This window comes from Sorangium sp. So ce117, from assembly GCF_051524395.1.
Lineage (GTDB): Bacteria > Myxococcota_A > Polyangia > Polyangiales > Polyangiaceae > Sorangium > Sorangium cellulosum_B.
Genome location: NZ_CP150309.1, coordinates 5,521,887 through 5,546,666, shown reverse-complemented (window position 1 = coordinate 5,546,666; position 24,780 = coordinate 5,521,887). Strand labels below are relative to the sequence as shown.

The 24,780-nt window shown below is 71.1% G+C and carries 19 protein-coding genes and 2 tRNA genes; 13 read left to right on the top strand and 8 right to left on the bottom strand.

What is annotated here, in order from left to right; genetic code table 11:
• Nucleotides 1–122: 122 nt before the first annotated feature.
• The 8 genes from WMF46_RS20710 (at nt 123) to WMF46_RS20675 (ending at nt 7,804) form a co-directional block, all read left to right on the top strand.
• Nucleotides 123–196: transfer RNA gene (locus WMF46_RS20710), tRNA-Ile, on the top strand.
• Nucleotides 197–231: 35 nt separating this feature from the next.
• Nucleotides 232–987 (top strand): zinc ribbon domain-containing protein, encoded by a 756-nt coding sequence (locus WMF46_RS20705; protein WP_437554222.1) that lies wholly within the window; start codon nt 232–234, stop codon nt 985–987.
• Nucleotides 988–1,000: 13 nt separating this feature from the next.
• The gene (locus WMF46_RS20700) at nt 1,001–2,272 is read left to right on the top strand and encodes a serine/threonine-protein kinase (RefSeq protein WP_437987172.1); all 1,272 of its coding nucleotides are present in this window, start codon (nt 1,001–1,003) and stop codon (nt 2,270–2,272) included.
• A gap of 162 nt (nt 2,273–2,434) precedes the next feature.
• Nucleotides 2,435–2,956, top strand: coding sequence for a hypothetical protein (locus WMF46_RS20695; RefSeq protein WP_437987171.1), 522 nt, complete (start codon nt 2,435–2,437; stop codon nt 2,954–2,956).
• Between the two features lie 24 nt (nt 2,957–2,980).
• A complete protein-coding gene (locus WMF46_RS20690; RefSeq protein WP_437987170.1) occupies nt 2,981–5,383 on the top strand; it encodes a PrkA family serine protein kinase in 2,403 nt (800 codons plus the stop codon).
• Between the two features lie 8 nt (nt 5,384–5,391).
• Complete coding sequence (locus WMF46_RS20685; RefSeq protein WP_437987169.1) at nt 5,392–6,186, top strand: TatD family hydrolase; 795 nt, start codon at nt 5,392–5,394, stop codon at nt 6,184–6,186.
• 67 nt (nt 6,187–6,253) lie between these two features.
• A complete protein-coding gene (locus WMF46_RS20680) occupies nt 6,254–7,642 on the top strand; it encodes a TonB family protein (protein ID WP_437987168.1) in 1,389 nt (462 codons plus the stop codon).
• A gap of 85 nt (nt 7,643–7,727) precedes the next feature.
• Nucleotides 7,728–7,804, top strand: a tRNA-Met gene (locus tag WMF46_RS20675).
• Nucleotides 7,805–7,863: 59 nt separating this feature from the next.
• On the opposite strand, the gene WMF46_RS20670 is transcribed toward WMF46_RS20675, so the two are convergent.
• Nucleotides 7,864–9,558, bottom strand: coding sequence for a L,D-transpeptidase (locus WMF46_RS20670; protein ID WP_437987167.1), 1,695 nt, complete (start codon nt 9,556–9,558; stop codon nt 7,864–7,866).
• Between the two features lie 158 nt (nt 9,559–9,716).
• On the opposite strand from WMF46_RS20670, the gene WMF46_RS20665 reads away from it, so the two are divergent.
• Complete coding sequence (locus WMF46_RS20665) at nt 9,717–10,331, top strand: protein-tyrosine phosphatase family protein (RefSeq protein WP_437987166.1); 615 nt, start codon at nt 9,717–9,719, stop codon at nt 10,329–10,331.
• Here WMF46_RS20665 and murJ read toward each other — a convergent pair.
• Both murJ and WMF46_RS20655 read right to left on the bottom strand, forming a co-directional pair.
• The gene (gene murJ / locus WMF46_RS20660; RefSeq protein WP_437987165.1) at nt 10,300–11,955 is read right to left on the bottom strand and encodes a murein biosynthesis integral membrane protein MurJ; all 1,656 of its coding nucleotides are present in this window, start codon (nt 11,953–11,955) and stop codon (nt 10,300–10,302) included. The two genes, WMF46_RS20665 and murJ, sit on opposite strands and share 32 nt — an antisense overlap.
• Before the next feature lie 60 nt (nt 11,956–12,015).
• Nucleotides 12,016–13,530 (bottom strand): alkaline phosphatase family protein, encoded by a 1,515-nt coding sequence (locus tag WMF46_RS20655; RefSeq protein WP_437987164.1) that lies wholly within the window; start codon nt 13,528–13,530, stop codon nt 12,016–12,018.
• 78 nt (nt 13,531–13,608) lie between these two features.
• Between WMF46_RS20655 and WMF46_RS20650 the strand changes: the two genes are divergently transcribed.
• From WMF46_RS20650 to WMF46_RS20640, 3 genes are all read left to right on the top strand, one after another.
• On the top strand, nt 13,609–13,869 hold the full coding sequence (locus WMF46_RS20650; protein WP_437987163.1) for a hypothetical protein: 261 nt from the start codon (nt 13,609–13,611) through the stop codon (nt 13,867–13,869).
• Between the two features lie 123 nt (nt 13,870–13,992).
• Nucleotides 13,993–14,916 carry a hypothetical protein gene (locus WMF46_RS20645; RefSeq protein WP_437987162.1) on the top strand — a complete coding sequence of 308 codons (924 nt, stop codon included), beginning with the start codon at nt 13,993–13,995 and terminating at the stop codon, nt 14,914–14,916.
• A gap of 440 nt (nt 14,917–15,356) precedes the next feature.
• A complete protein-coding gene (locus WMF46_RS20640; RefSeq protein WP_437987161.1) occupies nt 15,357–16,931 on the top strand; it encodes a sigma 54-interacting transcriptional regulator in 1,575 nt (524 codons plus the stop codon).
• A 9-nt stretch (nt 16,932–16,940) separates the two neighbouring features.
• On the opposite strand, the gene WMF46_RS20635 is transcribed toward WMF46_RS20640, so the two are convergent.
• Nucleotides 16,941–18,455 (bottom strand): phytoene desaturase family protein, encoded by a 1,515-nt coding sequence (locus WMF46_RS20635; RefSeq protein WP_437987160.1) that lies wholly within the window; start codon nt 18,453–18,455, stop codon nt 16,941–16,943.
• Nucleotides 18,456–18,471: 16 nt separating this feature from the next.
• Nucleotides 18,472–19,368: an isoaspartyl peptidase/L-asparaginase gene (locus tag WMF46_RS20630; protein ID WP_437987159.1), complete on the bottom strand. Its 897-nt coding sequence runs from the start codon at nt 19,366–19,368 to the stop codon at nt 18,472–18,474.
• 269 nt (nt 19,369–19,637) lie between these two features.
• Between WMF46_RS20630 and proS the strand changes: the two genes are divergently transcribed.
• On the top strand, nt 19,638–21,194 hold the full coding sequence (gene proS, locus WMF46_RS20625) for a proline--tRNA ligase (RefSeq protein WP_437910279.1): 1,557 nt from the start codon (nt 19,638–19,640) through the stop codon (nt 21,192–21,194).
• 88 nt (nt 21,195–21,282) lie between these two features.
• Here proS and WMF46_RS20620 read toward each other — a convergent pair whose 3' ends face one another.
• From WMF46_RS20620 to WMF46_RS20610, 3 genes are all read right to left on the bottom strand, one after another.
• Entirely contained in the window at nt 21,283–21,963 is a 681-nt protein-coding gene (locus WMF46_RS20620) for a hypothetical protein (RefSeq protein WP_437987158.1), read from the bottom strand.
• 359 nt (nt 21,964–22,322) lie between these two features.
• Nucleotides 22,323–23,942, bottom strand: coding sequence for a serine/threonine protein kinase (locus tag WMF46_RS20615; protein WP_437987157.1), 1,620 nt, complete (start codon nt 23,940–23,942; stop codon nt 22,323–22,325).
• A 138-nt stretch (nt 23,943–24,080) separates the two neighbouring features.
• Nucleotides 24,081–24,728 carry a hypothetical protein gene (locus tag WMF46_RS20610; protein WP_437987156.1) on the bottom strand — a complete coding sequence of 216 codons (648 nt, stop codon included), beginning with the start codon at nt 24,726–24,728 and terminating at the stop codon, nt 24,081–24,083.
• Nucleotides 24,729–24,780: the final 52 nt, after the last annotated feature.

The window sequence follows — 24,780 nt, the reverse complement described above, 5'->3', positions numbered from 1 at the left end:
GTGGCGCGATCGTGGAACCCGGTCCGACCGAACCGCTCCCCTTCCAACTGCGCGCCGCTTGGACTACGTTGTCCGCCGGTGCGAAAGTGGGCGGCCCCGATCGGGGGTTCGCCCTTGTTCCAGGGCCTATAGCTCAATCGGTCAGAGCCCCCGGCTCATAACCGGGCTGTTCCTGGTTCGAGTCCAGGTGGGCCCACGAAAGCCACGAAACAGAAGGAGACAAGGAAGCACGTGAGCATCCGCGAGCAGATCGCATTCCTCGAAGAGCTGTCGGCCATCGACAGCGAGATCCGCCGCATCGATGAGCAGCTCGACAAGCAGCGCGGCAGCCTGGAAGGGATGCGGTCCGACCTGAAGCGGCTGGAGGAGCGGCTGAAGGGCGATCGGGAGACCCTGGCGGCGATGGAGAAGACGCGCTCCGAGCTCGTCGTCGAGCTCCGCCAGATGTCGAGCCAGATCGAGCGCTCGCGGGAGAAGCTGCAGCGCTCCCGGAACGAGCGCGAGTCCAACGCGGCGCAGCGCGAGATCGAGGAGCTGCGCAAGCTGCACCGCGATCGCGAGGAAGAGATCGAGCGGCTGAACTCGGCCTCCGAGGGGGCTCGCTCGGCGATCGACGTGGCGGAGGCGAAGCGCGTCGAGCTGGCGGGGGCGATCGACGGCAGCGCGCCGGGGACGCAGGCGTCGCTGGCCGCGCTCGAGGCCGAGCGCGCCCAGCGCGCCGAGGCGCGCGAGCAGGTGGTCGGCAAGCTGCCGGTCGTCCTGTACCGCCGCTACGAGTCGATCCGGACGCGCAGGCCCGTCGCGATCGCCCGCACCTACGACGGCACATGCCTCGGCTGCCACCTGTCCGTGCCGCCGATGATGTTCCAGAAGATGCGCCGCCAGGATGAGTTCGAGCGGTGCCCGAACTGCAACCGGATCCTCTACTACATGCCGCCGGAGCCCGCGTCGGGCAGCACGCCGGCCGCGGACCCCTCCCGCGCCTGATCCCGGGTGCGGCTTGAAGACGTGCTCCGCCTGCTTCAGGCTCTTCTCGCACGACAGCGGCTTCTGTCCGGTCGACGGGCAGCGCCTCATCCCGGTCGCTGAGGTAGCGCCGCCGGTCCACCCGGAGGACAGGCGCGTCGGCGCGACCCTCTGCGGCGGGCGCTACCAGGTCTGGCGGATCGTCGCCGACGGGGGCATGGGGCGCGTCTACCAGGCGCTCGATCTTCGGACCGGCCGCAGCGTCGCCCTGAAGATCCTCCACCCCGAGGTCGCGCTCGACGAGGTGAGCGTCGAGCGCTTTCACCGCGAGTTCGAGGTCAGCGCGTCGCTGCCCCACGAACAGATCGTCGACGTGCTCGCCTTCGAGAAGACCGAGGACCACAGCTTCGCGCTGGTCATGGAGTACCTCGAGGGCGAGGAGCTGCGGACGGTCCTCAAGCGCGACAAGGTGCTGCCCCCCGAGCGCCTGGTGCGGATGCTGTCGCAGATCGCGCTCGGCCTCGAGGAGGCGCACAAGCGCAAGGTCGTGCACCGCGATCTCAAGCCGGACAACATCTTCCTGGTCGGCACGCACGACGGCGACATGGTGAAGATCCTCGACTTCGGCAGCGTGCGCGACAACAGCGAGGGCGCGAAGAAGCTGACCGTCGTCGGCACGACGATCGGGTCGCCTTTCTACATGTCCCCCGAGCAGGCGCAGGGGCTGCTCGCGCTCGACCATCGCGCCGACGTCTGGTCGGTCGCGGCGATCGTGTTCGAGTGCGTCACGGGGCAGGTCCCGTTCCACGCGCCGACCGGTCCGATGATCCTCGTGGCCATCATGGGCAACAATCCGCTGCCTCCGAGCGTGGCGGGCAAGGCGTACGGGGCGCCGGCCTCGCTCGATCCGGTGATGGAGGAGGCCTTCATGAAGAGCCCGGAGGCGCGCCTGCCCTCCGTCGGCCTGCTCGCCGATCGCGTGGGCCAGGCGTACGGCCTCGCGGGGTCGCACCGCGACTGGGCGCACCTACCGCAGAAGGAGCTCGCGGCCCGGATCCGCGCCGCGCTGCCGTCGGTCCTGGCCCGCCAGCCGCATGCCTCGGCGAGCGTGGGCGCGGTCCCCGCCGGCGCGAGCCGCGGGTCGAGCGCCGCCGCGGTCATCGCGCCCTCGCCGAACGCTTCCGAGGCGTTCGCCGAGGACATCGTGATGGGCGTGCCACAGCGCGTGCCGCGGTGGGTCATCCCCGCGGTGGCCGGCGCGGCAGTGCTGCTCTGTGCGCTCGTTGCGCTGCTGATTTCGCGCTGACGGCGGCGCCGGGCCGTGCGCTCGTGCGACGTTGCGCCTTACGCGCCGCAGCGGCGGAGGCGGCGGCGTAAGGCGCGTGCGCTCCGGTTCAGTGCGCCATCGTCCTGGGCGCCGGGGCCCCGTGTTCGCGCTGGCGCCGCCGCTGTGTTATTTGTGTTGACCATGAGCACTCATCCTTCAACTCGGACCGGCAAGCCCCTCTCCGCCGCGATGTGCCTGATCGCGCTCTCCGGGCTCCCCGTCCTCGGCTGTAGCCAGAGCGAAGCGGCGACCTCTCGCGGCGCCACCGAGGCAGCACCTGCGGCCCCACCCCAGGGCGGAAAATCGAAGGTCGAGGATGCGGTCTATACCCTCGAAATGAAGCCGACGGGGACGTACAAGGCCGGCCAGGAGGGGCTCGTGGAGGTGTCGCTCCTGTCCAAGGGCGACTACCACATCAACGACAAATACCCGATCAAGTTCAAGGTCGCCGAGGCGGCCGCCGAGGGCGTTTCGTACCCGAAGCCCTTGCTCAAGCGCGAGGACGGCGCGTTCGAGGAGACCAAGGGCCTCCTCAAGGTCCCGTTCGTGGCGGCCAAGAAGGGCAAGACCAAGGTGGCGGGCGTGCTCTCCTTCAGCATCTGCAGCGCCGCGAATTGCCTGATGCAGAAGCAGGAGCTCGAGGCGGTCGTCGACGTGCAGTAGGCGGAACGGTAAACTCAGCCTCACGTGAACAACGACACCTCCGGTTACCGGGGGGGCCAGCCCAGCGAGGTCGGCCCCAGCCAGACGGTCCAAGGCAGTGCGGCTGAGCGGGCTCGAAAGGCCCTCTCCGAGCTCGATGCCATCGCCTCCTCGATGGCCAGGCGGTTCAACGAAGAGCAGCGGGTCCTCTCGTTCCAGCAGTACCTGGAGCTCTTCGCTTCCAATCCGGTCCGCTTCGGACGCGACGCGGCTCGCTACGTCCGCGACATGTTCGACCATTTCGGCACGCGGACGATCAAGAAGCCCTGGGGGGAGCTGACCCGGTTCCAGCTCTTCGATCTGCCGTGGGAGCTACCCGCAGCCGAGCCCGCGCAGCAGGGCGCGCCGGCCGCGGCCTCCTATCACGGGCGGGACTTCGCGCTGATCGGCCACGAAGAGCTGCAGGCCGAGGTCTACCGGGTGCTCTGCAACTTCGTGCGCGAGGGCAGGGCCAACAGGCTCGTCCTGATGCACGGGCCGAACGGCTCGGCGAAGAGCACGCTCGCCGCCTGCATCCTGCGCGCCCTGGAGCACTACTCGACCCTCGATGAGGGGGCCGTGTACCGCTTCCACTGGGTGTTCCCGAGCCGCAAGACGATGCGCGGCTCGATCGGCTTCGGCGGCGACGTGAAGGCGAGCGCCGCGGACGGCACGAGCTACGCCCACCTCGAGGACGATCAGATCGACGCCCGGCTCGTGATCGAGCTCAGGGATCACCCGCTGTTCCTGCTCCCGGTGCGAGAGCGGCGGGCGCTCATCCTGAAGCTCTACGAGGACGCCGGCGCGACGGAGCCGCCGCCCGAGTGGCTGATGAGCGGCAAGCTGTCCCACAAGAACCAGCAGGTGTTCGAGGCGCTCCTCGTGGCGAGCGGCGGCTCGCTCGTCGAGACGTTGCGGCATGTCCAGGTCGAGCGGTACTTCATCTCCCGCCGCTACCGCGTCGGCGCCGTCACGATCGGCCCGGAGCTCTCGGTCGACGCCGGCGAGCGGCAGATCACGGCAGATCGCTCGCTCGCCTCGCTCCCGACCTCGCTTCAGGCGACGACGCTCTTCGAGGCGCACGGTGAGCTGATCGATGCCGCCGGGGGCGTGCTCGAGTTCAGCGATCTCCTCAAGCGACCGCTCGACGCCTTCCGCTACCTCCAGCTCACGCTGGAGACGGGGGAGGTCAGCCTGCCGCAGCAGACGGTGCAGACGAACGTCGTGATGATCGGCAGCGCCAACGACGTGCACCTCAACGCCTTCCGGGAGCACCCGGAGTTCCCGAGCTTCCGCGGGCGCTTCGAGCTCCTGCGCGCGCCCTACCTCCGGAGCTACCCCGACGAGCAGGCGATCTACGACACGCAGATCGTCCCGTTCGTGACCCGCCACGTCGCCCCGCACGCGACGCGCGTCGCCGCGCAGTTCGCCGTGCTCACCCGCATGCGGCAGCCGGAGGCGAAGCGGTACCCCGACGCGCTCGCGCCGCTCGTATCGAGCCTCACCGCCGTCGAGAAGATGGAGCTGTTCGCGACGGGCACGGCGCCGGAGCGGTTCGACGCCGAGGCGCAGAAGGTCCTGCGCGCTGGCATCGAGGCGATCTACCACGAGAGCGACGCGTCCGTGGACTTCGAGGGGCGCCTCGGCGTCTCGCCGCGTGAGGTGCGGACGCTCCTGCTCGACGCGGCGCAGAGCGAGGATCACGCGTGCCTCTCCCCGTTCGCGGTGCTCTCGGAGCTCGACGCGCTCTGCAAGCGGCAGGCGGAGTACGACTGGCTCAAGGAGAAGCAGCTCGCGGGCGGCTACCACGATCACCGGCTCTTCCGCGAGGTCGTGCGCACGCGGCTGCTCGACACGACCGAGGAGGAGATGCGGACGGCCAGCGGCCTCGTCGACGAGACGCGCTACGCCGAGCTGTTCGATCGGTACGTCTCCCACGTCGGCGTCTGGGTGAAGGGGGAGAAGATCAGGAACCCGCACACCGGCGACTTCGAGAACCCGGACGAGCGCATGATGCGCGAGGTGGAGGCGCTCCTCGGGGTCCGCACGAAGCACGACGATCACCGGCGCGGCCTGATCTCTGCCATCGCGGCGTGGGCCATCGACCACCCTGGCCAGAAGATCGTCAACGCGGTCGTGTTCCCGCAGCAGATCCGCAAGCTGCGGGAGGCGGTGTTCACGGAGCGGCGCAAGGGCGTGGCGCTCCTGGTTCGCGATCTTGTCGCGCTCCTCCGCGACGCGCAGAGCGACGGCAAGTCCGAGAAGGGCTGGGGCGAGCTGCGCGAGGAGGAGCGCAGGAACGCGACGCGCGCGCTCGAGCGGCTGCGCGGGATGGGCTACTGCGACCGCTGCGCGCTCGACGCCGCGAGCGCGCTGCTCCGCGCGCGCTTCGCGGAGCTCGTCACCTGAAGCGAAGCATGATCATCGACTCGCACTGCCACGTCGATCCGCGTCATTTCCGCGAGGGAGCCGACGCCGTCCTGGACCGCGCGCGGGCCGCCGGCGTGGACGCGTTCGTGGTCGTCGGCGTCGACGCGGATCTCTCCGCGGCGCGCTTCGCCGCGGATCTCGCGGCGCGGCGCGCTGACGTGCACGCCGCGGTCGGCGTCCATCCGCACGATGCCTCCGCCTTGGACGACCGGATGCTCGCGGAGCTCGAGGTCCTCGCGCGCCGGCCCGAGGTCGTGGCCGTCGGCGAGATCGGCCTCGACTACCACTACATGCACTCGCCGAAGGACACACAGCAGCGCGTCTTCGCCGACCTCGTCGCCCTCGCTCGGAGGGTGGAGAAGCCCATCGTCATCCACACGCGCGAGGCGCCGGAAGACACGCTCGCGATCCTGGAGCGCGCCCAGGCGAGCGACGTGGGCGGCATCATCCATTGCTTCTCCGAGGATCGCGTGTTCGCCGAGCGAGCGCTCGCGCTCGATTTCGACCTCTCGTTCTCGGGCATCGTGACCTTCAAGGCTGCGCGCGCGATCCAGGAGGTCGCCGCCTGGGCTCCGGGGGATCGGATCCTGGTCGAGACGGACAGCCCTTACCTCGCGCCGGTGCCGTTCCGGGGGAAACGGTGCGAGCCAGGGCACGTGCTGCACACGGCGCGCTTCGTCGCGGAGCTCCGGGGCGAGCCCTTCGAGGCGCTGGCCGCGCGCACCGCGGAGAACACCCGCAGGCGGCTGCGGCTTCCGCAGGACGGCGCGCTCGCCGGCTGAGACGAGCGCGCGCGGTTCGCGCCTGCGGGCTCGCCCCAGGCACGTTTCGAGGCATAGTGACAGCACGATGGCGCAGAGGTCTCGCGACGGCCGCCGGATCGCATCCGCGTGGGCCCTCTCCGTCGCAGCCCACGCAGGGCTGGTGGGCGCAGGCGCGCTGGTCGTCGCAGGCTCGTTCTCGGCACCGGAGGTAGCGCGCGCGCGGACGGTCGGGTCGCCAGCCGCGATGCGCGCGCCGATCGAGATCGAGCTGCCCGTCGTCACGGACGGCACGCTCGACCGCGCGGCGGCGACCGCGTCCGAGCTGGCCGTACGCGTTTCGCGGGGCGGAGGGGAAGACGCACCGCGGCCGGACACGGGGACGAGCGGGCGTGGAGGTACCGACGCGGCGGAGCTGCCTGCGTTGAACCTCGCCGACAGGGACGACGCGACCTTTCTGTCTCCAGAGATCCGCTCGCGCCTCGACAGGAGCCAGATCCAGCGCATCCGCTCGTCGTCCCAGCGCGCATCGCGCGAGGACTGGCGCGCCAGCCGGGAGCCCATGGAGCTCACGTTCCTCGCGGGGGGGCGGATCGGCCGTCGGGCCGAGCGACGCACGTCGGCCGAGCGCGATCCGTCGCTCGGGGCGCGCGATGGCGGCGCGCCCGAGCGTCGCGGCGGTGTGCTCGGCGCTGCGGCCCAGCCTGCAGGCATCGACGGCGCGACCGACGTGTCCGCTGCGCGCGACGCGACGCTTTCGCTGGGGGCGAGCCCGCGCGCCGCCGGCGGCGCCGTGGAGGGAGGCGAGCGCGCGTCGGCGGGGCTGGGCGTTCGCGACGGGCGGCCCGGCGAGGATCACCGCGAGAGCGCGGCGGTTCCGCTGGCGCGGCCGATGGTCGCGGTGGGCACGCCATCCGTCCCCGCGGACGCCGTGGGGCACCCGAACGACACGGTGGACAGCGAGCAGGAGGTGGCGACGGCGATCCAGTCGCTCGTTCACGCCAGCTCGGCCGGAGGGGCGCGTGGGCTCGGGCCAGGCGGACAGGCAGGACCGGGCGCGACCGGCGCGGGTGGCGTGGCGGGCCGCGGTGCGCGCTCCAGCGCGCTCGGTTCAGGGCGCGGCCGGCTGCTCGACAACGATCCGCTCGATCGCAGGCGCAGCCACTACATGAGGCAGGTCATGGCCAAGCTGCACCCGCTGTGGGCCGACGCGTTTCCCAAGTGGGCCGCAGGCGAGGGGCTTCAGGGGACAGTGATCGTGACCTTCGTGATCCACGCGGATGGGACCGTGGGGAGCGCGTCGGTGACGCGGCCGAGCGGCATCCCCGAGTTCGATGAGAACTGCCGGCGCGCGGTGCTGCGCGGTTCGCCGTACCCCCCGGTGCCGCCCGAGCTCGGCGAGAGCTTCCGTTGGTCGATGCCGTTCGAGGCGAGGAACCCCGCGGTCCTGCCGAAGCACCGAGAGCGCGAACGGTGATCCCGAGCGACGATCACGCGTCGTAACGCGCACGACCTCGCTTGACAGAGCGGAGACGGGGCGGTACTAGTCCGCCCTCACTTTTGCCGAAGTAGCTCAGCTGGCTAGAGCAGGCGTTTCATACGCGCCGGGTCGGGGGTTCGATTCCCTCCTTCGGCACCAGCAATGGTGACAGTCGGCCGCTGGCCTCCCTCGGAGGGCCAGCGGTGGCTGCGTGAACATCAAGGCCGCACGTGGACGAGGGTTCCTTCCTCGTCGTTGCTGTACACAGCGTGCCACCCTTCGGGGAGCTCCGGCTCGGCCCACAGGAAGATGCGCCGCGCATCGATGGGCGTCAGCGCGATGTCGTGGAAGCCTTGCGCTTCGCCGACCCCGGCGCCCCAGTACATGCCGGTGATCGCCTGGCCCGGCGCGAGGTCCATCACCCACGGGGCGTCGGTGACGTCGAAGCTGTCGGCGACCTCGCGCGGATCGATGTTGCGCGTGACGTGCTTGCTCCGCACGCGGAAGGTGCCGCGCGCGGTGGACGCGGTCGATTCAGGGTCGCGCAGCTGGTCGCGTCCGGACGAGATCAGCGTGGCGTAGATGGGCTTCTGCCCCTCGTAGGCCGTCAGGGTCTGGTTCACCAGGCTGACGTCGAGCCAGCGCTGCGCGCCCTTGGCGAAGTCGGGGAGCTTGGTGCGACGCACGACGACGACAAGGTCCTGCGCGCGCAGCCAGAAGCCGTCGCGCGCCTCCTCGAAGCGGACGCCGTCCACCGTCCTGAACCTGCCCGTGAGCGGCACGCCCGTGTGGCGCTCGAGCTCCTCGTCGTTCTCATTCGCCTTACCGCGGCCGAGCGACCACGTGTGAACGTCGTGGCGATGGACGAACGCCACAGGCAGCCCGAGCTTCTCGACATCGAGGCCGTGCCACGGCGATCCGAGCGCGGCCTGGAGCCGGTCGGTCGGGATGAGCCGTCCCTCCGGCGTCACGCCGAACCTGCGTCCGTCGGTCGCTCCCGACGTGAACGTGCGGGTGATCGCGACCCCGCTGCCTTTGCGCAGCGCCACCGTCTTCAGCGCCGCGCGCAGATCGACGCGGGCGCCGTCCTTTCCGCCGATGTCGATGCCGAGCGCGGCGATGGGCGGGAGCGGCGCGATCACGTCGGCGATCGGGAAGACGAAGTATCCGGCCTCGGTCCTGCGCCCGTCCTCGCCGATGCCGTCGCCTCTCGGCAGCAGCACCGGGGGCCCGGAGGAGACGCCGCGCGCGTCCAGCGGGACGTCGTTGGCTGACGCGCCGAGCTGCGCGTCGCTGCGCTGCACACGCTCGAGATGGCGATCGAGATCCGGCTCGGCGTGCTGCAGCTCCTCGCGGCTGGGCACCCCGAAATACACCGGGGCGCCCTGGGTTCGCGCGCGGCCATAGCGGTAGGGGAGGGGCCGCGACGTGTCGGACAGAGCCGGCAGGAGCGCGAGCACGTCGGTGTTCAGCGTCGCGCCGTCGCCTGCGCAGACGAACCCGCGAGGGCGGATCGCATACCAACCGCCGCTGCACCCCGCGCGTCCGTACGGCTCCGAGGACCTCACGACGGCGGCGCCAGGATAGAGCTCGCCGAGCTTGCGTGCGCCCGCCTGTGGACGCGCGAGCACCGGCGTCCCTGCGCGAAGCGCGACCAGCTTGGGGCCGTCCGCTGGCAGCGCGGCGACCTCGAGCGCGTCGTCGCTCGCCCCCTCCTTCGACAGCTCTAGCGCCGCGCCTGCCGGCTTGCATCCGCACACGGTCAGCGCGACGAGCAAGGTTGCGAGCCGCCCATCGACGCGTGGCGAGCGGGGGCCGCGGTCGGGGCGCCGCGGCGCGCAGGGCAGCGGCGTCTGGAGGCGCGGAGGCGAGACCGAGCGGGAGAGATCCGTCGGCAAGGAAGCGAGCGGCATCTGCCGATGCATGCCCGGCTCGCGCGCGCTGGGCCAAGTTCCGTGGCGTCGCCTGCGCATCGTCGGTGCGCTCGGGGCGCGGGTCGTGGGCGCGTGTCATCGGCGCGCGTGCCGCCCGGCCGCTGGCGCGACGAGAGCGTCGACGCCATGAGGTGCGCGTGCGCTTTCGCCCTGCGGTGGTGTTCCTCCTGCTCGCGCCGTATGCCCTGGTTTTCTATGCATTCCTGGCGTTGCGCCGCGCCTCCGCGTCGCTCCGGGCGCGGCACCCGTGGCGCACGTGGGTGAGCCCGAACCTCCTGATCGGGGGGTTCCTTCTTCCAGGCGACGTGGTCGAGCTTCGTCGCCTCGGCGTCCGCGCCGTGATCAACGTGTCGCGCGAGCTGTACGATCCGGTGCTCGCGCTGCGCGCGGCAGGGGTCGAGTACCTGCGCATCCCCTGCTGGGACATGTGCGCTCCCACGCTCGAGGAGGCCGCGCGCGGCGTGGCGTTCCTCGAGCGGCATATCGTCGCTGGCCACCGTGTCCACGTCCATTGCGCGAGCGGCGTGGGCAGGAGCGTCACGCTCGCGCTCTGCTACCTCGCCACCCGCGGCGGCATCGAGGTGGGCGAGGCGCTCGCCCTGATCGAGCGACGGCGCCCGCGCGTCGCGCTGCGCCCCGTGCAGCGCGCGTTCGTCGAGCGCTACGTCGCGTGGCATCGTGCGCACGCCGAGCGCCGTGCGCGCGCGGCGCCGGCCGTGATCACCTCCGGCGGAGGAGGGACTTCAGGTTGAAGAGCCCGAGCGCCGGCGCCGCGACGGCGAAGGCGCCGCCGCACGCAGCGAGGATGAGCGCGGCACCCCACGGCGCCGCGGCCACCGCGTCGGGCAGCGCCGCCTTCAACGCGGCGCCGCAGCCGACCGATATCGCCGCGAGCAAGGCCACGCGGCCGATCCGGATCTGATCCAGCCCGAGCCCGCCGATCTCGCGCCGCACACGGCGCCCGAGGGCGATCGCCTCGACCCATCCTGCGATGACGGCGCCGAGCACCACGCCGAGCACGTCGAGCCACTGCATCAGGACGAGGGCGACGGCGGTGCTGACGACCACGCGATAGAGCGCGTAGCGGGCCGGGGTCCTCGTGTCCCCCAGCGCGAACGACGCGGTGATCAGCACGCGCCCGGCGGCGTTCCCGAGCAGCGCGAGGCCGTAGGCGCACACGAGCGGCTCGACCCTCGTCGTCGATTCCTGGTCGAACGTCCCGGTCTGCAGCAGCAGCGTGATGAGCTCCCGCCCGAGCACCATGAACACGGCCGTGGTCGGCACGGTCAGGACCGTGATCCGCGCGAGCGACGCCCCGAGTCGGCGCGACAGCGCCTCGTTGCGCCGCGCGACGTCGGCCTCGGCCGTGTCGCGCGCCATCTCGGGCAGCGCGACCGCGGCCTCGCCGGCCCCGAGGATGCTCATCGGCAGGAGGTAGACCGTCTGCGCGTAGCTGAAGGCCGCGTTCGCGCCGGCGCCGAGGAAGCTCACGAGGAGCGTGTCGACGAGCCCGGACACCTGGATGATCCCGCGGCCGAGCAGCGCGGCGGGCAGCTTGCTGCCGGCCTCTCGGACGCTCGGGTCGCGCGCGTCAAGGCGCGGCCTGAGCCCGCCGAGCAGCGAGCGCGCCGAGGGGAGCAACAGCGAGAGCTGCAGCGCCGCGCCCGCGAGCGCGCTCCACGCGAGCGCCTCGGCGAGCGGCTCCCCGCGCATGCCGAGCCACGCGCCGCACGCGAGCAGCCCCGCGATCTGGGCGGCGCTCCACGCGACGGGCGCGGCGTACGGGAGGAAGAACCGCCGGTGCGCGTTGAGCACGCCGAGCCCCCACGCGGACAGCACGAGCAGGCCGGTCATCGGGAAGATGATCCGGACGATCCGGGTCGTGCTGGCGAGCTTGTCGTCGTCGAAGCCCGCCGCGACCAGAAAGGACAGCCACGGCGCCGCGAGCACGCCGGCGAGCGACGCGGCCGCGGCGGCGACGAGCAGGATCCCGAGGGCGGAGAGCGCGAAGTGCGCCGCGCGTCGCGCGTCGCCGGCCGCGCGGAGGCGCGCGTAGACGGGGATGAAGGTCGCGGAGAGCGTCCCCTCGCCGAGCAGGTTCTGGGTGATGTTCCCCGCGCGGAACGCCGCGGCGAGCACGTCGGCGAGCTCGGATGTCCCGAAGAAGTGCGCCGTCACCCGCTGGCGGAGCAGCCCGACGAGCCGCGAGAGGATGATCCCAGCGGTGACCATCGCCGACGAGCGCGCCGCGCTGGTCGCCTTCTCCTGCCCGGCCGCCGGCGGGCCTGCGCTGGTCGCCGGGGACGCGCCCGGGGCTGCGCTCGCCGGCGTGGTCCCCGCCTGTAGGGCGGCGGGCGGATGGAGATCGGGCGGCACGGCGGCGCTTCTATCAGACCTCCCGCCCCCGGGCGACCTCGGCGCCGGCTGGCCGGCGCCTCAGTCCCTGAGCCTCGCCGAGCCGAGCCGCTCCGCGTGCGCCAGCACCCGCCGGGCGATGGCCGGACCCTCGTCCCGGCGATCGAGGTGCCGCGGGATGAGCCCGCGCTCCGCGGCCTCCCACAGCTCCGGCTGAGAGATCCCGGACTCGGTGCGCGAGCGCAGCCGCGACAGGGAGATGTCCATCTCGGGCAGCAGGACCGGCTCCTGAGGATCGCGGAGGAGCGCCGGATCGATGCAGCATGAGAGATCGTTCGCGCCGGCGGAGCGCGCGTTCAGCGAGGGGATATCGAAGCGCGCTTCCAGCGTGCGGATCACCGACGCGTGGTCGAGCACGGTGCTCACCGCGCAGCCCCTCCGGACGAAGGGGCCTGCCACGATCGACGGCACCCGGAACCCGAGCTGGGTGAACAGGGGATCGTCGTCCGTGGTCGACGGCGGCGCGACGTGGTCGAAGAAGCCCCCGTGCTCGTCGTAGGTGATCACGAGGAGGCACTGGCCCCACTGGGGGCTCTTCGCCAGCGCGTTGTAGATGCTGGCGATGAGCACCTGCCCGAGCTGCACGTCGTGGTCCGGGTGATCGTCGTTCGCGGTGGCGCCGAAGAACTGGGGATCGATGACGGAGAACGAGGGGAGGATCCCCGCGGCCGCGTCCTCGAAGAAGCGCTCGATCCCGGAGACGCCCTTGAACTTGAAGTACGCACCCGAGCACCACGGGACGTCGTGGAAGTAGTTCCTGCTCGAGATCCCTGCGTCGCTCAGCAGCTCGAACACGCTCGTGAAGCCGGTGACCGGCACGTTCCTCGAGACGCCCCTCGACGTGGCGCCGTGCAGGTAGAACCGGTTCGGCCAGGTCGGGCCGAGCACCGAGGAGAACCAGCGCTCGCAGATCGTCGACGCGTCTGCGAGCGCGTAGAGGACCGGCAGATGCTCCCGCACGTGATAGCCCATGACGTCGCGCTGGTGCGGCCCTGCGTGCGCGATGACGAACCCGTCGTTCATCCCTTGATTCCACTGCGTGTGGGCAGCGTCCCAGGTGTGCGGCGGGTCGGCCGGCGTGAAGTTTTCGAGCTGGAAGGGCGAGATCCGCGTCCCATCGAGCGCTCGGTTCGACTCTGTGCCTGTCAGACCGTCGATCTGCCGGCCTTCTTTCAGTAGCAGCGAGCCGAGATAGTGGTCGAAGGAGCGGTTCTCCATACAGAGAACGACGATGGTGTTGATGGGCGCCAGCAGCTCCGCCGGGCTCAGACCTCCCGTCTCCGCGCAGCGATCCGGAGCGCCGCCGGCCTCGCCGCCTTCCGGCCGTCCTGAGCCGACCGCTCCTTCTGAGCCACCCGCACCGCCTGCTCCGTCGCTCTCGTCCGCGCTGCCCGCGCTCGGCGGGGCGTTGCCGAGCAGCATCGCGCCCTCTGGGGTGCTGCATCCGAAGGCCGAGGTGCCGAGCGCAGCGCCGAGCCCGGTCAGCACATGGCGGCGGGTCAGAGGATTACGGGTCGAACCATTCCGTTTGTTCATCACGCACAGGATTCCCACGAACGCGGGTCCGAGGAAGGAGTTTTGGTCTCCTCCAGAAGGTGACGAATCGTCCGCTGCGTGATCGATGAAGCGGACGTAGCGGACGTAACTGAAGCCGATGTAACCGCTGTAATGGACATACCTGGTGTGATGGACATAACAAGCGCAACGGATGTGACAGACATGACGGATGTGAGGGATGTGGCTGACGTGAACGTAAAGGGATCAGCCGATGAAGTTGAAGTAGCGGGCGTAACCGGCGTAACCGGCGTAACCGGCGTAACCGGCGTAACGGAGAAGACCATTCTTTTCGCGAGGTCAGCGGGGTGGTATGGGTAAAAAACGCGGGGGTCTACGTCTGCAAACTGCCACCTTCCGATGAGCTCCAATCCACTTCCACCTACTCCCGGCCGGCAAGCTACCGTCGCGAACGGCCGGCCGCTGCGGTTGTGCATCGTGGACATGAACAATGGCCACGTGAACCAGGCGATGCGCTGTCTACGCGGGCTCGCCGCGGGGTTCTTCGAACGCGTTCAGGCGCGCAATCCGGGCCTCTCCTGCGAGGTCGTCGAGGTGTCCCCCAGAGACACCAACGCACCCATCCCTACGGACTGCGATCTGTACCTCGCGTCAGGGGGGCCCGGCTCTCCCTTTGATGGGGAGGGCGAGCCCTGGACGCGGGATTTTGCGCGCTTCGTGGACGGCGTGGTCGAGTCGGCGATCCAGGGGGGCGCGCACCGGCGTGCTCTCTTCGCGATCTGCTACTCGTTCGAGCTCGTCGTCCATCACTACAAGCTGGCCGACGTCGTGCCCCGCGCCGATCGCAAGTTCGGCGTCATGCCGATCTACACGACGCCCGTCGGCCAGCAACACCCGCTGCTGGCGCCGTTTGGGGACCGTCTCTTCGCGTTCGAGCACCGCAACTGGGAGGCGGTGAACCTCGACGAGCGCCAGCTGAGCTCCCTCGGCGGCCAGCTCCTCGCCCGCGAGAGCCGTGACGGCATCTCCAAGGGGCGGGCGATCCTCGGGTTGCAGGTCGCACCCGGCGTCGAGGCGGTCCAGTTCCACCCCGAGGCGGATCGCGCCGGCGTCATGAGCTGGTTGGCGCGCCCTGAGCAAGCGGCTGCCTTCAAGGCGACCTATGGAGAAGTGACCTACCTTGCGATGCTGCGCACACTGGACGATCCTCGACGGCTTGCGCGCACCTACGCGCTCGTCATTCCGGGCTGGCTCGGGCGCTGCTTCAACGAGATCGCCGGTCCCCGCGGCTATGCGGAGCTCCCGTCGCTCGAGGACCTCCCGTGCTCTCGCTTCAGCGCGCACTGCAGCGCCGAGCCATCCGCGCGATCGCTCGCCTCTGACGAGCGCGTTGTGCGCGAGCTCTGAGCAAAGCGCCGAGGCAGCCTGCAGAGGGTGCGTCCGAGGGCTACACTGCAAAAACGAAAGAGAAAGGACTGGGATGTAGAGGCAGCAAAGGCAAAGGCAGCGAGGGAGAGGAGGAAGAGGAAGGGGAAGCGGAGGAAGCGGAGGAAGCGGAGATAACAAAGCTTACCGCCGCAGTGCCGACGAAGTGCTGCTCGCGCCTTGCGCGCCGGGCAACCTCTGGCTTATGGTCATAGGATTACGGGACGAGCGCGAGCAGGGCTCGCGGGCCAACATTTGGAGCCGGAGGCTCCTCGGGCACGCATGAGAGAGAACGCATGAATCACTCGCGTCCGGCCGCTCCGACGAGTCTAGCTTCGCCGGACGTCCGCGCGCCGGGCGCGTCTGAGGAAGGCCACGCTGGCGTCGACTTGCCTGTGGAGCCCAAGGGCGTACGGCCATCCATGCCGCACGACGACCTCGGAGCGCAGGAGGTCCAGGTTGAGTCGCAGCTGGGCGTGACGGACCCGATCGCCATGTCGCAGGTCCGTGATGCGTTGACGCAGCTGAGCCGCGAGCGCGGGACGCAGCCGAACGTGCTGCTCATCATCTACCACCGGCAAGGCGCCGAGACGGTGCGGCTGATCGAGGGGGTCGGCGTCGTCATCGGCCGCGATCCGAGCGCCGATGTCGCGATCCCCGAGCGCAGCCTGTCGCGACGCCACGCGCGCTTCACGTTCCAGCGCGGCGACGTGCTCATCCAGGATCTCGGCTCCACGAACGGCACCTTCCTGAGCGGGCAGCGCGTCGAGCACGGCGTCTTGAAGCCCGGCGACGAGGTGATGCTCGGCGAGATCACGGCGTCGCTGCGCGTGATCGCGAGCGCCGAGCTGCCGGTGCTGAACCTCGACGCGCTCGACGGGCGTCGCGGCGCCTCGGAGCGGAGAAAGATGCCGAGCATCGAGAACCTGGTGGGCGGACCCACGCCGGTGGGTGGGCTGCGCACGGTCGGCGACGAGGGGCTCGTGATGCGCAGCCCCGCTATGCGCCCGGTGCTCGAGACCGCGATGCGCCTCGCGCGCTCGTCCGCGCCCGTGCTGCTCCAGGGCGAGACGGGGACCGGCAAGGACGTGCTCGCGCGGCTGATCCACGAGGCTGGCCCTCGCCACAAGATGCAGATGATCCGCGTCGGATGCAGCGGCGTGCCCGCCCAGCTCCTCGAGAGCACGCTCTTCGGTCACGAGGTCGACGCCTTCCCCGGCGCGGTCCACGCGCAAGAGGGCGTCTTCGAGACGTGCGCGGGCGGCACCCTGGTGCTCGATGAGGTCGGCGACCTCCCGCCCTCCTGCCAGGCCGCGCTGCTGCACGTCCTCGACACCGGTCGTATGGTCCCCGTCGGCTCGACCAAGGAGACCGAGGTGGACGTGCGGATCGTCGCGACCACGTACCGCGATCTCGAGGCGATGTGCGAGGCGGGCACGTTCCGTTCAGATCTGCTCTACCGGCTCAACGCGGCGCCGCTGCGCATCCCGCCGCTCTGCGAGCGACGGGAGGACATCGGACCGCTGGCGCAGCGCTTCCTCCGGCAGGCGAGCGAGCTGCACCGCCGGAACGTGCGCTCGCTCGATCCGGAGACGCTCGCGCTCCTGGAGCAGTACCCCTGGCCGGGCAACGTACGCGAGCTGCGCAGCGCCATCGAGCGCGCCGTCGTCATCGCTCGGGGGCATGTCATTACCCCGCTCGACCTGCCGGAGAGCATCCACTCGCTCTCGGCGCCCAAACGCTCCACGCCGCCGCCCGATAGGACCCCCGTCGAGCTCGCAGGGCCGCCCAGCTCCGCGCCGACGATCGGGCTCAAGGCGCAGATGGACCGTCTGGAGACGGAGATCATCCTCGATGCCCTCCGCGGCACCAACGGCAACCTGGCGATGGCCGCTCGACGGCTCAGGATGCCGCTGCGCACGCTCCAGGAGAAGATCGCGAGCCACGGCCTGAAGCGCTCCGACTACCGGGACGGCCCGTCGTCGCGGTCGAAGTAGCGAAGCGCGCTAGCCTTCGTCCTCCAGCACCGCCAGGGCTGCATTGCGCCCGCACGCGCCGTGGACGCCGGCGCCGGGGTGCGCATAGGACGAGCCCAGATACAGGCCGCGGAGCGGCGTGCGGTAGCGGAAATAGGGGAACACCGGCCGGAAGATGAGCTGGTGCCGGATGTCGGCCGAGCCTCCGCCGAGATCGCCGCCGATGAGGTTTGCATCCATCGCCTCGAGATCGTCCGGCGCCCAGATCGTGCGGGCGATGATCCTCTGCCGGAAGCCAGGGGCGAGCTCCTCGATCCGCGCCTCGATGCGATCGGCGAAGCGCTCGCGCGACTCCGCCCAGCCGCCCTCGATGGTGGAGGGGACGCGGGAGTAGGCCCACAGGGTGTGGCGGCCGGCCGGCGCGCGCGTCGGATCGACCAGCGACTGCTGCCCGATCACGAGATAGGGGTGCTCGGGGAGCGCCCCGGCGCGCACCTGCCGCGTGAAGGCCGAGAGGTCGTCGAGGCTGTCGCCCGCGTGCACGACCGCCGCGCGCGCGGGGTCCTCGTGGGACCACGGCGTCGGACCGTCGAGCGCCCAGTCCATCTTGAAGGTGCCGAACCCCTGGCGAAACCGGCGCATGGCGCGCTGCACCCGCTCGGGAACCAGCTCCGACGCGAGCAGGCGGAGGTAGAGCGTCGGCGCGGCGAGGTCGGCGACGATCGCGCGGCGGGCGCGGAGCTCCTGGCCGTCCTCGAGCCGGACCGCGACCGCCCGTCCCTCCCTGGCGATGATCTGGTCGACGCGGGCGCCGCAGCGGAGGGCGCCCCCGCGCTCCTCGACGCGCCTGAGCAAGGCGCTCGTGATCGCGCCGGCGCCGCCCTCGGGCACCGCGAAGCCGCCGCTCGAGGCGAGCACGGTGAGCATGAAGCCGACGATCGCTCCGCAGGGATCGTCCGGGCCCACGTCGGTGTGGAGCGCGAGCCCGGGGACAACGCGCCGGGCCGCCTCTGTCCGGAAGGTGCGCGTCGCGAAGCCACGTCCGCTTGAGAGGGCCACCTGCGCGAGGCGGAGCAGGTTGAGGGGCCCGAGCCGGAGCAGCGGCCCGAGGGCGGGCGGCGTGGACAGGAGCGCGTTCAGCAGCCGCTCGCGGGTGGCCGCGTGCCAGCCGGCGATCCGGCGCCACGCGGGGCCATCTTCGCCGAGCGACCGCGCCGTCGCCTCGACGTCCCGCGCGATCGAGGCGCACGTCCCGTCGGGCGCCGGGTGAGCGCTGTCGATCGGCGCGTGCCGCCACACGAGGCCGGCCCCCGGCAAATCGAGCGGCACCAGCGCCGGGCTCGTCTGCCCGAAGGGGAAGAACGCCGCGCCGAGATCGTGGCGGAACCCCGGGAGGGTCACCTCCCGCGTGCGGACCGCGCCGCCCGGCTCTCGCTCGGCTTCCAGCACGAGCACCGAGAAGCCCGCGCGGGCGAGGTACGCCGCCGCCGTGAGGCCGTTCGGTCCCGCGCCCACCACGATCGCATCAGGGTCTCCACTTTGCATCGTCGTCTGCGGCTCCTCAGCCCACCAGCTGCGCGCTTGCCATGGTGCGGTTCGAGGCGATCGCCTGGCCGCTCCGCCCCACCACGAGCACGCCGACGGCGAGCACGTCGGGGAACATCGCGACGCCGCGCTGCGCGGCCCGCGCGGGCGCGACGCCATCGGCGAGCCAGTCATAGACGGTCCGCGCGAGGAAGCGGCGCGCGATCTCCTCGCCGACGCCGGTCGCCGCCACGGCGCCGTGCGGGCCGGCGTAGATCCCTGCGCCCAGGAGCGGCACGTCCCCGACGCGGCCGCGGAGCGAGTAGGTCGATCCGCCCGTCGACGCCGCGGCGGCGAACCGGCCGTGCGTGTCGCGCACGACGGCCCCGACGGTGTCGCACTCGATCGGCTCGGCGTCGAAGTTCCAGAACCGCGTCGCCGTGAGCGCATGGAAGCGCGCCGCGTCGTTCGTGGTCTCGTCATCTCCGCCCTCGCCGCGCAGCGCGGCGAGGGCGCGGGCGTGCTTCCGGCGGGCCTCCTCGGTGACCGGATCATGGTCGGCGAACCCCAGCCGGCGAGCGAACGCCGTCGCGCCGGCGCCGGCGAGGAGCAGGTGCGACGTCTCCGTCACCTTCGCGGCGACCAGGACGGGGTTCTTCACCCGCTCGATGCACGCCACCGCGCCGAACCGTCCATCGCTGGCCATCACGGCCGCATCCATCTCGACCGTCTGCCCGTCGACGCGGAGGTTCGAGCCCGTCCCGGCGTTGAAGCGCGGGTCGTCCTCGAGGCGCACGGTCGCCCCGATCGCCGCCGCGAGCGCCTCTCCGCCCCCGTCGAGCGCGCGGCGCGCCTCGTCGGCGGCCCTGGCGCAGCTCTCCGAGCCGCTCTGCGGCGCGGTCACCCCGCCGTGCGTGAGGATGACGTAGTTCACGTCGTTCTCCTGCGCGTACCACGACGGCGCGCCGCCGCGAAGGCAGCCTGGCGCGCGGCGGCAGGCGAGGCGAGCGGCATCGCTCCAACCAGCGGGAGGGCGGCGCGGCTCCGGCGCTGGGACCGCTGCGCTCGACACCCTGCCGCGCTCCTGATACGTCGCGCGCTCAGCCCGGAGCGGGGCCGGCGCCAGCCGACCGTCCGCAGCGGGACGAAGGCGGCCCGGTCGAAGGCCGCCGGCCAAGCCGCCCATCGAGGAGAGCAGAGACCGTGGCCAAGAACGAAGCGCAGAAGACCGCCATTACGCCCACCCGCAACGAGGACTACCCGGAGTGGTACCAGCAGGTCGTGCGCGCGGCCGACCTCGCGGAGAGCTCCCCGGTCCGCGGCTGCATGGTCATCAAGCCGTGGGGCTACGCGATCTGGGAGAACATCCAGCGCGAGCTCGACAGCATGTTCAAGGCGACCGGGCACAAGAACGCCTACTTCCCGCTGTTCATCCCGAAGTCGTTCCTTGAAAAGGAAGCGGAGCACGTCGAGGGGTTCGCGAAAGAGTGCGCCGTGGTCACCCACCACCGGCTCGTCCCCGGCCCTGGCGGCGGGCTCATTCCCGACCCTCAGGCCCGGCTGGAGGAGCCGCTCATCGTGCGCCCCACGTCCGAGACGATCATCGGCGCGGCCTTCGCGAGCTGGGTGCAGAGCTACCGGGATCTCCCCTTGCTGATCAACCAGTGGGCGAACGTCGTGCGCTGGGAGCTCCGGACGCGCCTGTTCCTGAGGACGGCGGAGTTCCTGTGGCAGGAGGGGCACACGGCGCACGCGAGCGAGGCCGAGGCGCGCGAGGAGACGCTGCGCATGCTCGGGGTCTACGCGACGTTTGCGCGCGACTTCATGGCGATGCCCGTCCTCGAGGGGCCGAAGACGGCGAGCGAGCGCTTCCCCGGGGCGGTCGACACCTATGCGATCGAGGCGATGATGCAGGACCGGAAGGCCCTGCAGGCCGGGACGAGCCACTTCCTGGGGCAGAACTTCGCAAAGGCGAGCGGCATCAAGTTCCAGACCAAGGAGGAGACCGAAGAGCACGCCTGGACGACGTCCTGGGGCGTATCGACGCGCCTCGTCGGCGGGCTGATCATGACCCACAGCGACGACGACGGCCTGGTGCTCCCGCCGCGCCTCGCGCCCGCGCACGTCGTGATCCTGCCCGTTTACCGGGGCGACGACACGCGCGCCAAGATCGACGAGTACATCGACGGGCTCGCGAAGGAGCTCCGGGCGCAGCGCTTCGGCGAGCGCCGCGTCGAGGTCGAGATCGATCGGCGGGACATCCGCGGCGGCGACAAGCAGTGGGAGTGGGTGAAGAAGGGCGTCCCCCTGCGCATCGAGATCGGGCCGCGCGACGTCGACGCCGGCGTGGCCATGGTGATGCGCAGGGACCGCTCGCCGAAGGACAAGTCGAGCATGGCGCGCGGGGAGCTCGTGGGCCGCATCACGGAGATCCTTGGCGACATTCAGGCGACCCTCTACGCGCGCGCGCTCGCCGTGCGCGACGGCAACACGCACGTGATCAACAGCCGCGCAGATTTCGACGCGTTCTTCGCGTCGACCGGGGGCAAGGAGGCGCAAGGCGGGTTCGCGCTGGCGCACTGGTCCGGCGATCCCGAGATCGAGACGGCGGTGAAGGATGCGCACAAGGTGACCATCCGCTGCATCCCGACCGGGGGGTTCGAAGGGGCGCCGTGGGCCGACGCGCTGACGGGTGAAGGGCAGTGCATCTTCACCGGCAAGCCCAGCCCGCGGCGCGTGGTGTTCGCGAAGTCGTACTGAGCCGCGGCGGTTCACAGGGCGCGCGCCGACGCGTCGGCGCGTTCCCTCACCGAAAAGGCGCCGCGCGCTTCCTCGCAGCAGCGTCGCCTCAACGGCGAAGCGCCGGGAGCACGTGCTCCGCCAGGATCGCGGGGAGCAGCCGCAGCTGCGCGCAGTGCTCCCCGGGGCCCGCTCCGGCGTAGCCGCGCACGTAGAGGCTGCCGCCGTCGTACATCCGGGTGAGCCGCAGCGCGCCTCCTGCCTCCGCAGCGCGGTCGCCCGGCGCGCCGGGCGCGGCGGAGGGGGCCTCGTCCCCGCTCGAGGTCACCGCGATGGGGGTGGCTCCGAGCTCGCGAAGAAGGAACGTGGCCGCCTCTTTCGTGGACGCGTAGCCGCTGGTCGGGATGTCGGTGTGCGTCAGGTAGAAGACCGGCGCGCCGCGCGCGGCGGCGTTGGCCAGCGCGACGTAAGGGGCGAGCTGCCCCTGCGCGAGCGACGTCTGCCCGGGCATGTAGGAGCCATAGAGGGAGTCGAGCAGGATCAGCGCATCCACGTGGCTGCTCCCGCGCTCGATGATCCTGCCGATCGCGCCGGACCCAGCGCTCCAGGACGACAGCACCAGGCGGCGCACGCGCGCGCCCGCGCTCCCGGATGTGCTCTCGACCTCGCGGTCGATCGCCTGGAGCAGCGCGTCCCAGCTGCCGCCCTCGATCGTGCGCGCGTATTCGCTCGAGCGGGTCCCCACGTCGACCCCGGCGATGACCAGATCCATGCCCCTGGGAGCCAGCACCTTCCGGACAGGCTCGGCGCCGTGGAAGTGGATCAGAAGATCGTAGCCGCCATCCGACCGAATCGCGTGCGCCGGCGGGACGAGGAGCTTTCCCAGCGGAAGCGGGCGCCATCGCTCGTAGACGCCGAACCCTTGGTCGGCAAAGCCGCACCCCGCTTGCGCTTCGTGCTGATCAAGCGCCGCGCGCTCGGGCTCACCGCCCCTGGGCAGGGGCGACGGTTCCGCGGGCGCGCTCGCCTGCGCCGGGGTTGGCGAGGCGCTGGACGCTCGGCTCCGCCGCAACAGCAGGGCGCCGCCTACGACGCCCAGGCTTGCCGCCAGGAGGAGCGCGTCGCGGAGCTGCCGCGCCCTGCGGCCGCTCAGAACCCGGGGTTGGTCACGGTCGGTACCCACTTCGTCGAGGGACGCTTGCCCGGGGTTGTTCTGCGCGCGCTGGTGGCGCTCGGTCCAGCAGCCGTCGCGCTCGCCGTCGCGGCGCCCGTTGCGCCTTTCGCCGTCGGGTCCGGAGCGCTCGCCTCGGGGGCGGACCGAGCGCCCACGCCGCCGTGGTCGGCCAGGAGCGAGGGCGCGCCGTCCGGCCTTGGCGTTGCGCCCGTCGTGGCTTCGGTCGCCGCCGGGCCAGCGCCGTGGGCGTGCACCGTGAGCTCCTCGGACATGCCCTGCTGCGGCGCGGGCCGCCGGATCCACATCACCCCGGCGCCCAGTAACGTGATGAGCGCGAGCGCAGCGGCTGCCACCCGCGTCCCCGCGCGGCGGCGCGCCGCCGGGACCTCGATCGGGCCCAGCTGAGTGTCCTGGCCAGGCGAGCTCGGGATCAGCGACTCGGATGGCAGCGATGGCAGCGCCGGTCGCGAGGGCGCGGGGGTGCTCCGGCGGGGCGCGGGGAGCTGGGCGCTCGGGTGACCAGGAGGGAGCTGCGTGAAGAAGAGCTCGCTGATGCTGTCGCGAACGAGCATCACCTCGGGCGGGTGGGAGGCGCGCTCGTCGAGCATGCGGACCGTGTCGCGCAGCGCTGCGCGCCGGCGCTGGTTGCGCTCTCCCAGGAGCCCGCGCACGAACGCCCCGACGTCGTGGTCCGTCACCGTCGGCTCCTTGGCCAGCACGGCCTCCAGGGCGCTCTCCAGCTCGAGCATCGTCTGGTATCGGCGCTCCGGCTCCTTTTGCAGGCACTTCATCAGGACCTGGTCCAGCTCGGGCGGGAAATCCGGGTTCTTCAGGCGAGGCGAGAGCGCCGGTCGCGAGGTGATGTACTTGAGCGTGAGGAGGTCGTTCTCTGCGGCGAAGGGGTGCTCTCCCGTCGTCAACTTGTAGAGCACGATCCCCATCGCGAAGACGTCGGTGCGTCGATCGACCCGCTCGCCTCGCGCCTGCTCCGGGGACATGTACGGCACCTTGCCCTTGATCTGTCCCGCGGTCGTGTCGTTGTGCGTGCGGTTGGTGGCCTTGGCGACCCCGAAGTCCACGAGCTTCACGTGGCCGTCGTACGTCACGAGGATGTTCTGGGGCGACACGTCGCGATGCACGAGCCCGAGCAGCTGGTCGTCGTTCTGCGGGTCCCGGAGCTCGTGCGCGGCGTGCAAGCCGAGGCAAGCGCGGCCGAGGACGCGGAGCGCGATGCGCAGCGGGATGGCCACGCCGCTCTTGTTCGCCGCCTTCGCGATGACCGACAGCGCCTCGCCGTCGACCCACTCCATCACGATGTAGAGGACGTCGTCCTGCTCGCCGAGGTCGAGGATCTCGGCGACGTTCGGGTGATGGATCCCCGAGGCGAGCCTCGCCTCCTCAAGGAACATCTTCTCGAACTGGGGATCATCCGAGAGCGACGGCAGCATCGTTTTGATGGCGACCGTCTTCTGGAAGCCACGACGACCCTTGTGGCGCGCGGCCCACACCGTGGCCATTCCCCCCTGCGCGATGGGCAGGAGGAGCTCGTAGTGCCCGAGCTCCTTTCCCGGCAACAGCTGGGGTTGGGGGATCATGACGTCGTGCGGCGCGCTCCTGACCGATACGCGTGGACCTCGGAAGCTCGATCAAGTCTAGCCATCCGGACCCTGCGGTCACGATATGTGGTGTTGATTACAAATTCGACCGCGGAGCTCCTTGCCCGCGGCAGGGGATCAGGCGCCGGGCGGGACCGCCTGTCCCCAGAGCTGCTGGTAGATCTCGCTCAGCTTCTTGTGGGTCTCGGCCGAGAAGCCGTTGGTCGCGTAAGGCCAGCGGAAGCCGTCTCCCATGGCCTGGTTGCACGAGAAGGAGACGAGCAGGTCGACAGGCGTGGGGTTGTTCGGCCGCACCATCGAGATGCCCAGGCCGGGATAAAAGCAGTTGCCGCGGTCCGCGGTGAAGCTGTCCTCGTCGCCGAAGACGTCGAGGATCTGGTCCGTGAGCTCCGCGTCGGCGTCGCTGGTCGTGAGCTGACGCTGCTGGAGGATGACGAAGTTCTTGAAGCGCGGCTGCGCGGGCAGGACCGGCGTGCTGGCGGTCTGCCCCGGGATGAGGTTGGGCGGGATGAGCCCGGGCAGCGCCTGCTGCAGCCCCTGCAGGGCGGCCTGCCCCATCTGCTGGAGCTCGGGCGGGATGCCCGGGATGAGGGTGGGGGCCCCGGTTGTCGCTACGGGCGTCGGGGCCAGCTCCTGCCCCTGGAGGCGGAGGACCGTGATCTGCGCCTTGTCCATCTCGTCGAACGGCGCCGTACGGGCCGCGCAACCGAAGACGAGGGGGGCCAGCAAGGCGATGCCTGCGAATGTTCGGGTGGTGAGGTTCATGTTCACTTTGACGGTCGTCTAGCACGGCTATGCGCCGGAAGGTGAACAGCGA

Bases quoted from the DNA above. Each gene is read 5' to 3' on its own strand.
- WMF46_RS20670 (WP_437987167.1), bottom strand. From the start codon at position 9,558: ATGCCGCTCGCTTCCTTGCCGACGGATCTCTCCCGCTCGGTCTCGCCT.
- WMF46_RS20645 (WP_437987162.1), top strand. From the start codon at position 13,993: ATGAACAATGGCCACGTGAACCAGGCGATGCGCTGTCTACGCGGGCTC.
- WMF46_RS20640 (WP_437987161.1), top strand. From the start codon at position 15,357: ATGCCGCACGACGACCTCGGAGCGCAGGAGGTCCAGGTTGAGTCGCAG.
- WMF46_RS20610 (WP_437987156.1), bottom strand. From the start codon at position 24,728: ATGAACCTCACCACCCGAACATTCGCAGGCATCGCCTTGCTGGCCCCC.
- WMF46_RS20685 (WP_437987169.1), top strand. From the start codon at position 5,392: ATGATCATCGACTCGCACTGCCACGTCGATCCGCGTCATTTCCGCGAG.
- WMF46_RS20655 (WP_437987164.1), bottom strand. From the start codon at position 13,530: ATGAACAAACGGAATGGTTCGACCCGTAATCCTCTGACCCGCCGCCAT.
- WMF46_RS20635 (WP_437987160.1), bottom strand. From the start codon at position 18,455: ATGCAAAGTGGAGACCCTGATGCGATCGTGGTGGGCGCGGGACCGAAC.
- WMF46_RS20680 (WP_437987168.1), top strand. From the start codon at position 6,254: ATGGCGCAGAGGTCTCGCGACGGCCGCCGGATCGCATCCGCGTGGGCC.
- WMF46_RS20615 (WP_437987157.1), bottom strand. From the start codon at position 23,942: ATGATCCCCCAACCCCAGCTGTTGCCGGGAAAGGAGCTCGGGCACTAC.
- WMF46_RS20695 (WP_437987171.1), top strand. From the start codon at position 2,435: ATGAGCACTCATCCTTCAACTCGGACCGGCAAGCCCCTCTCCGCCGCG.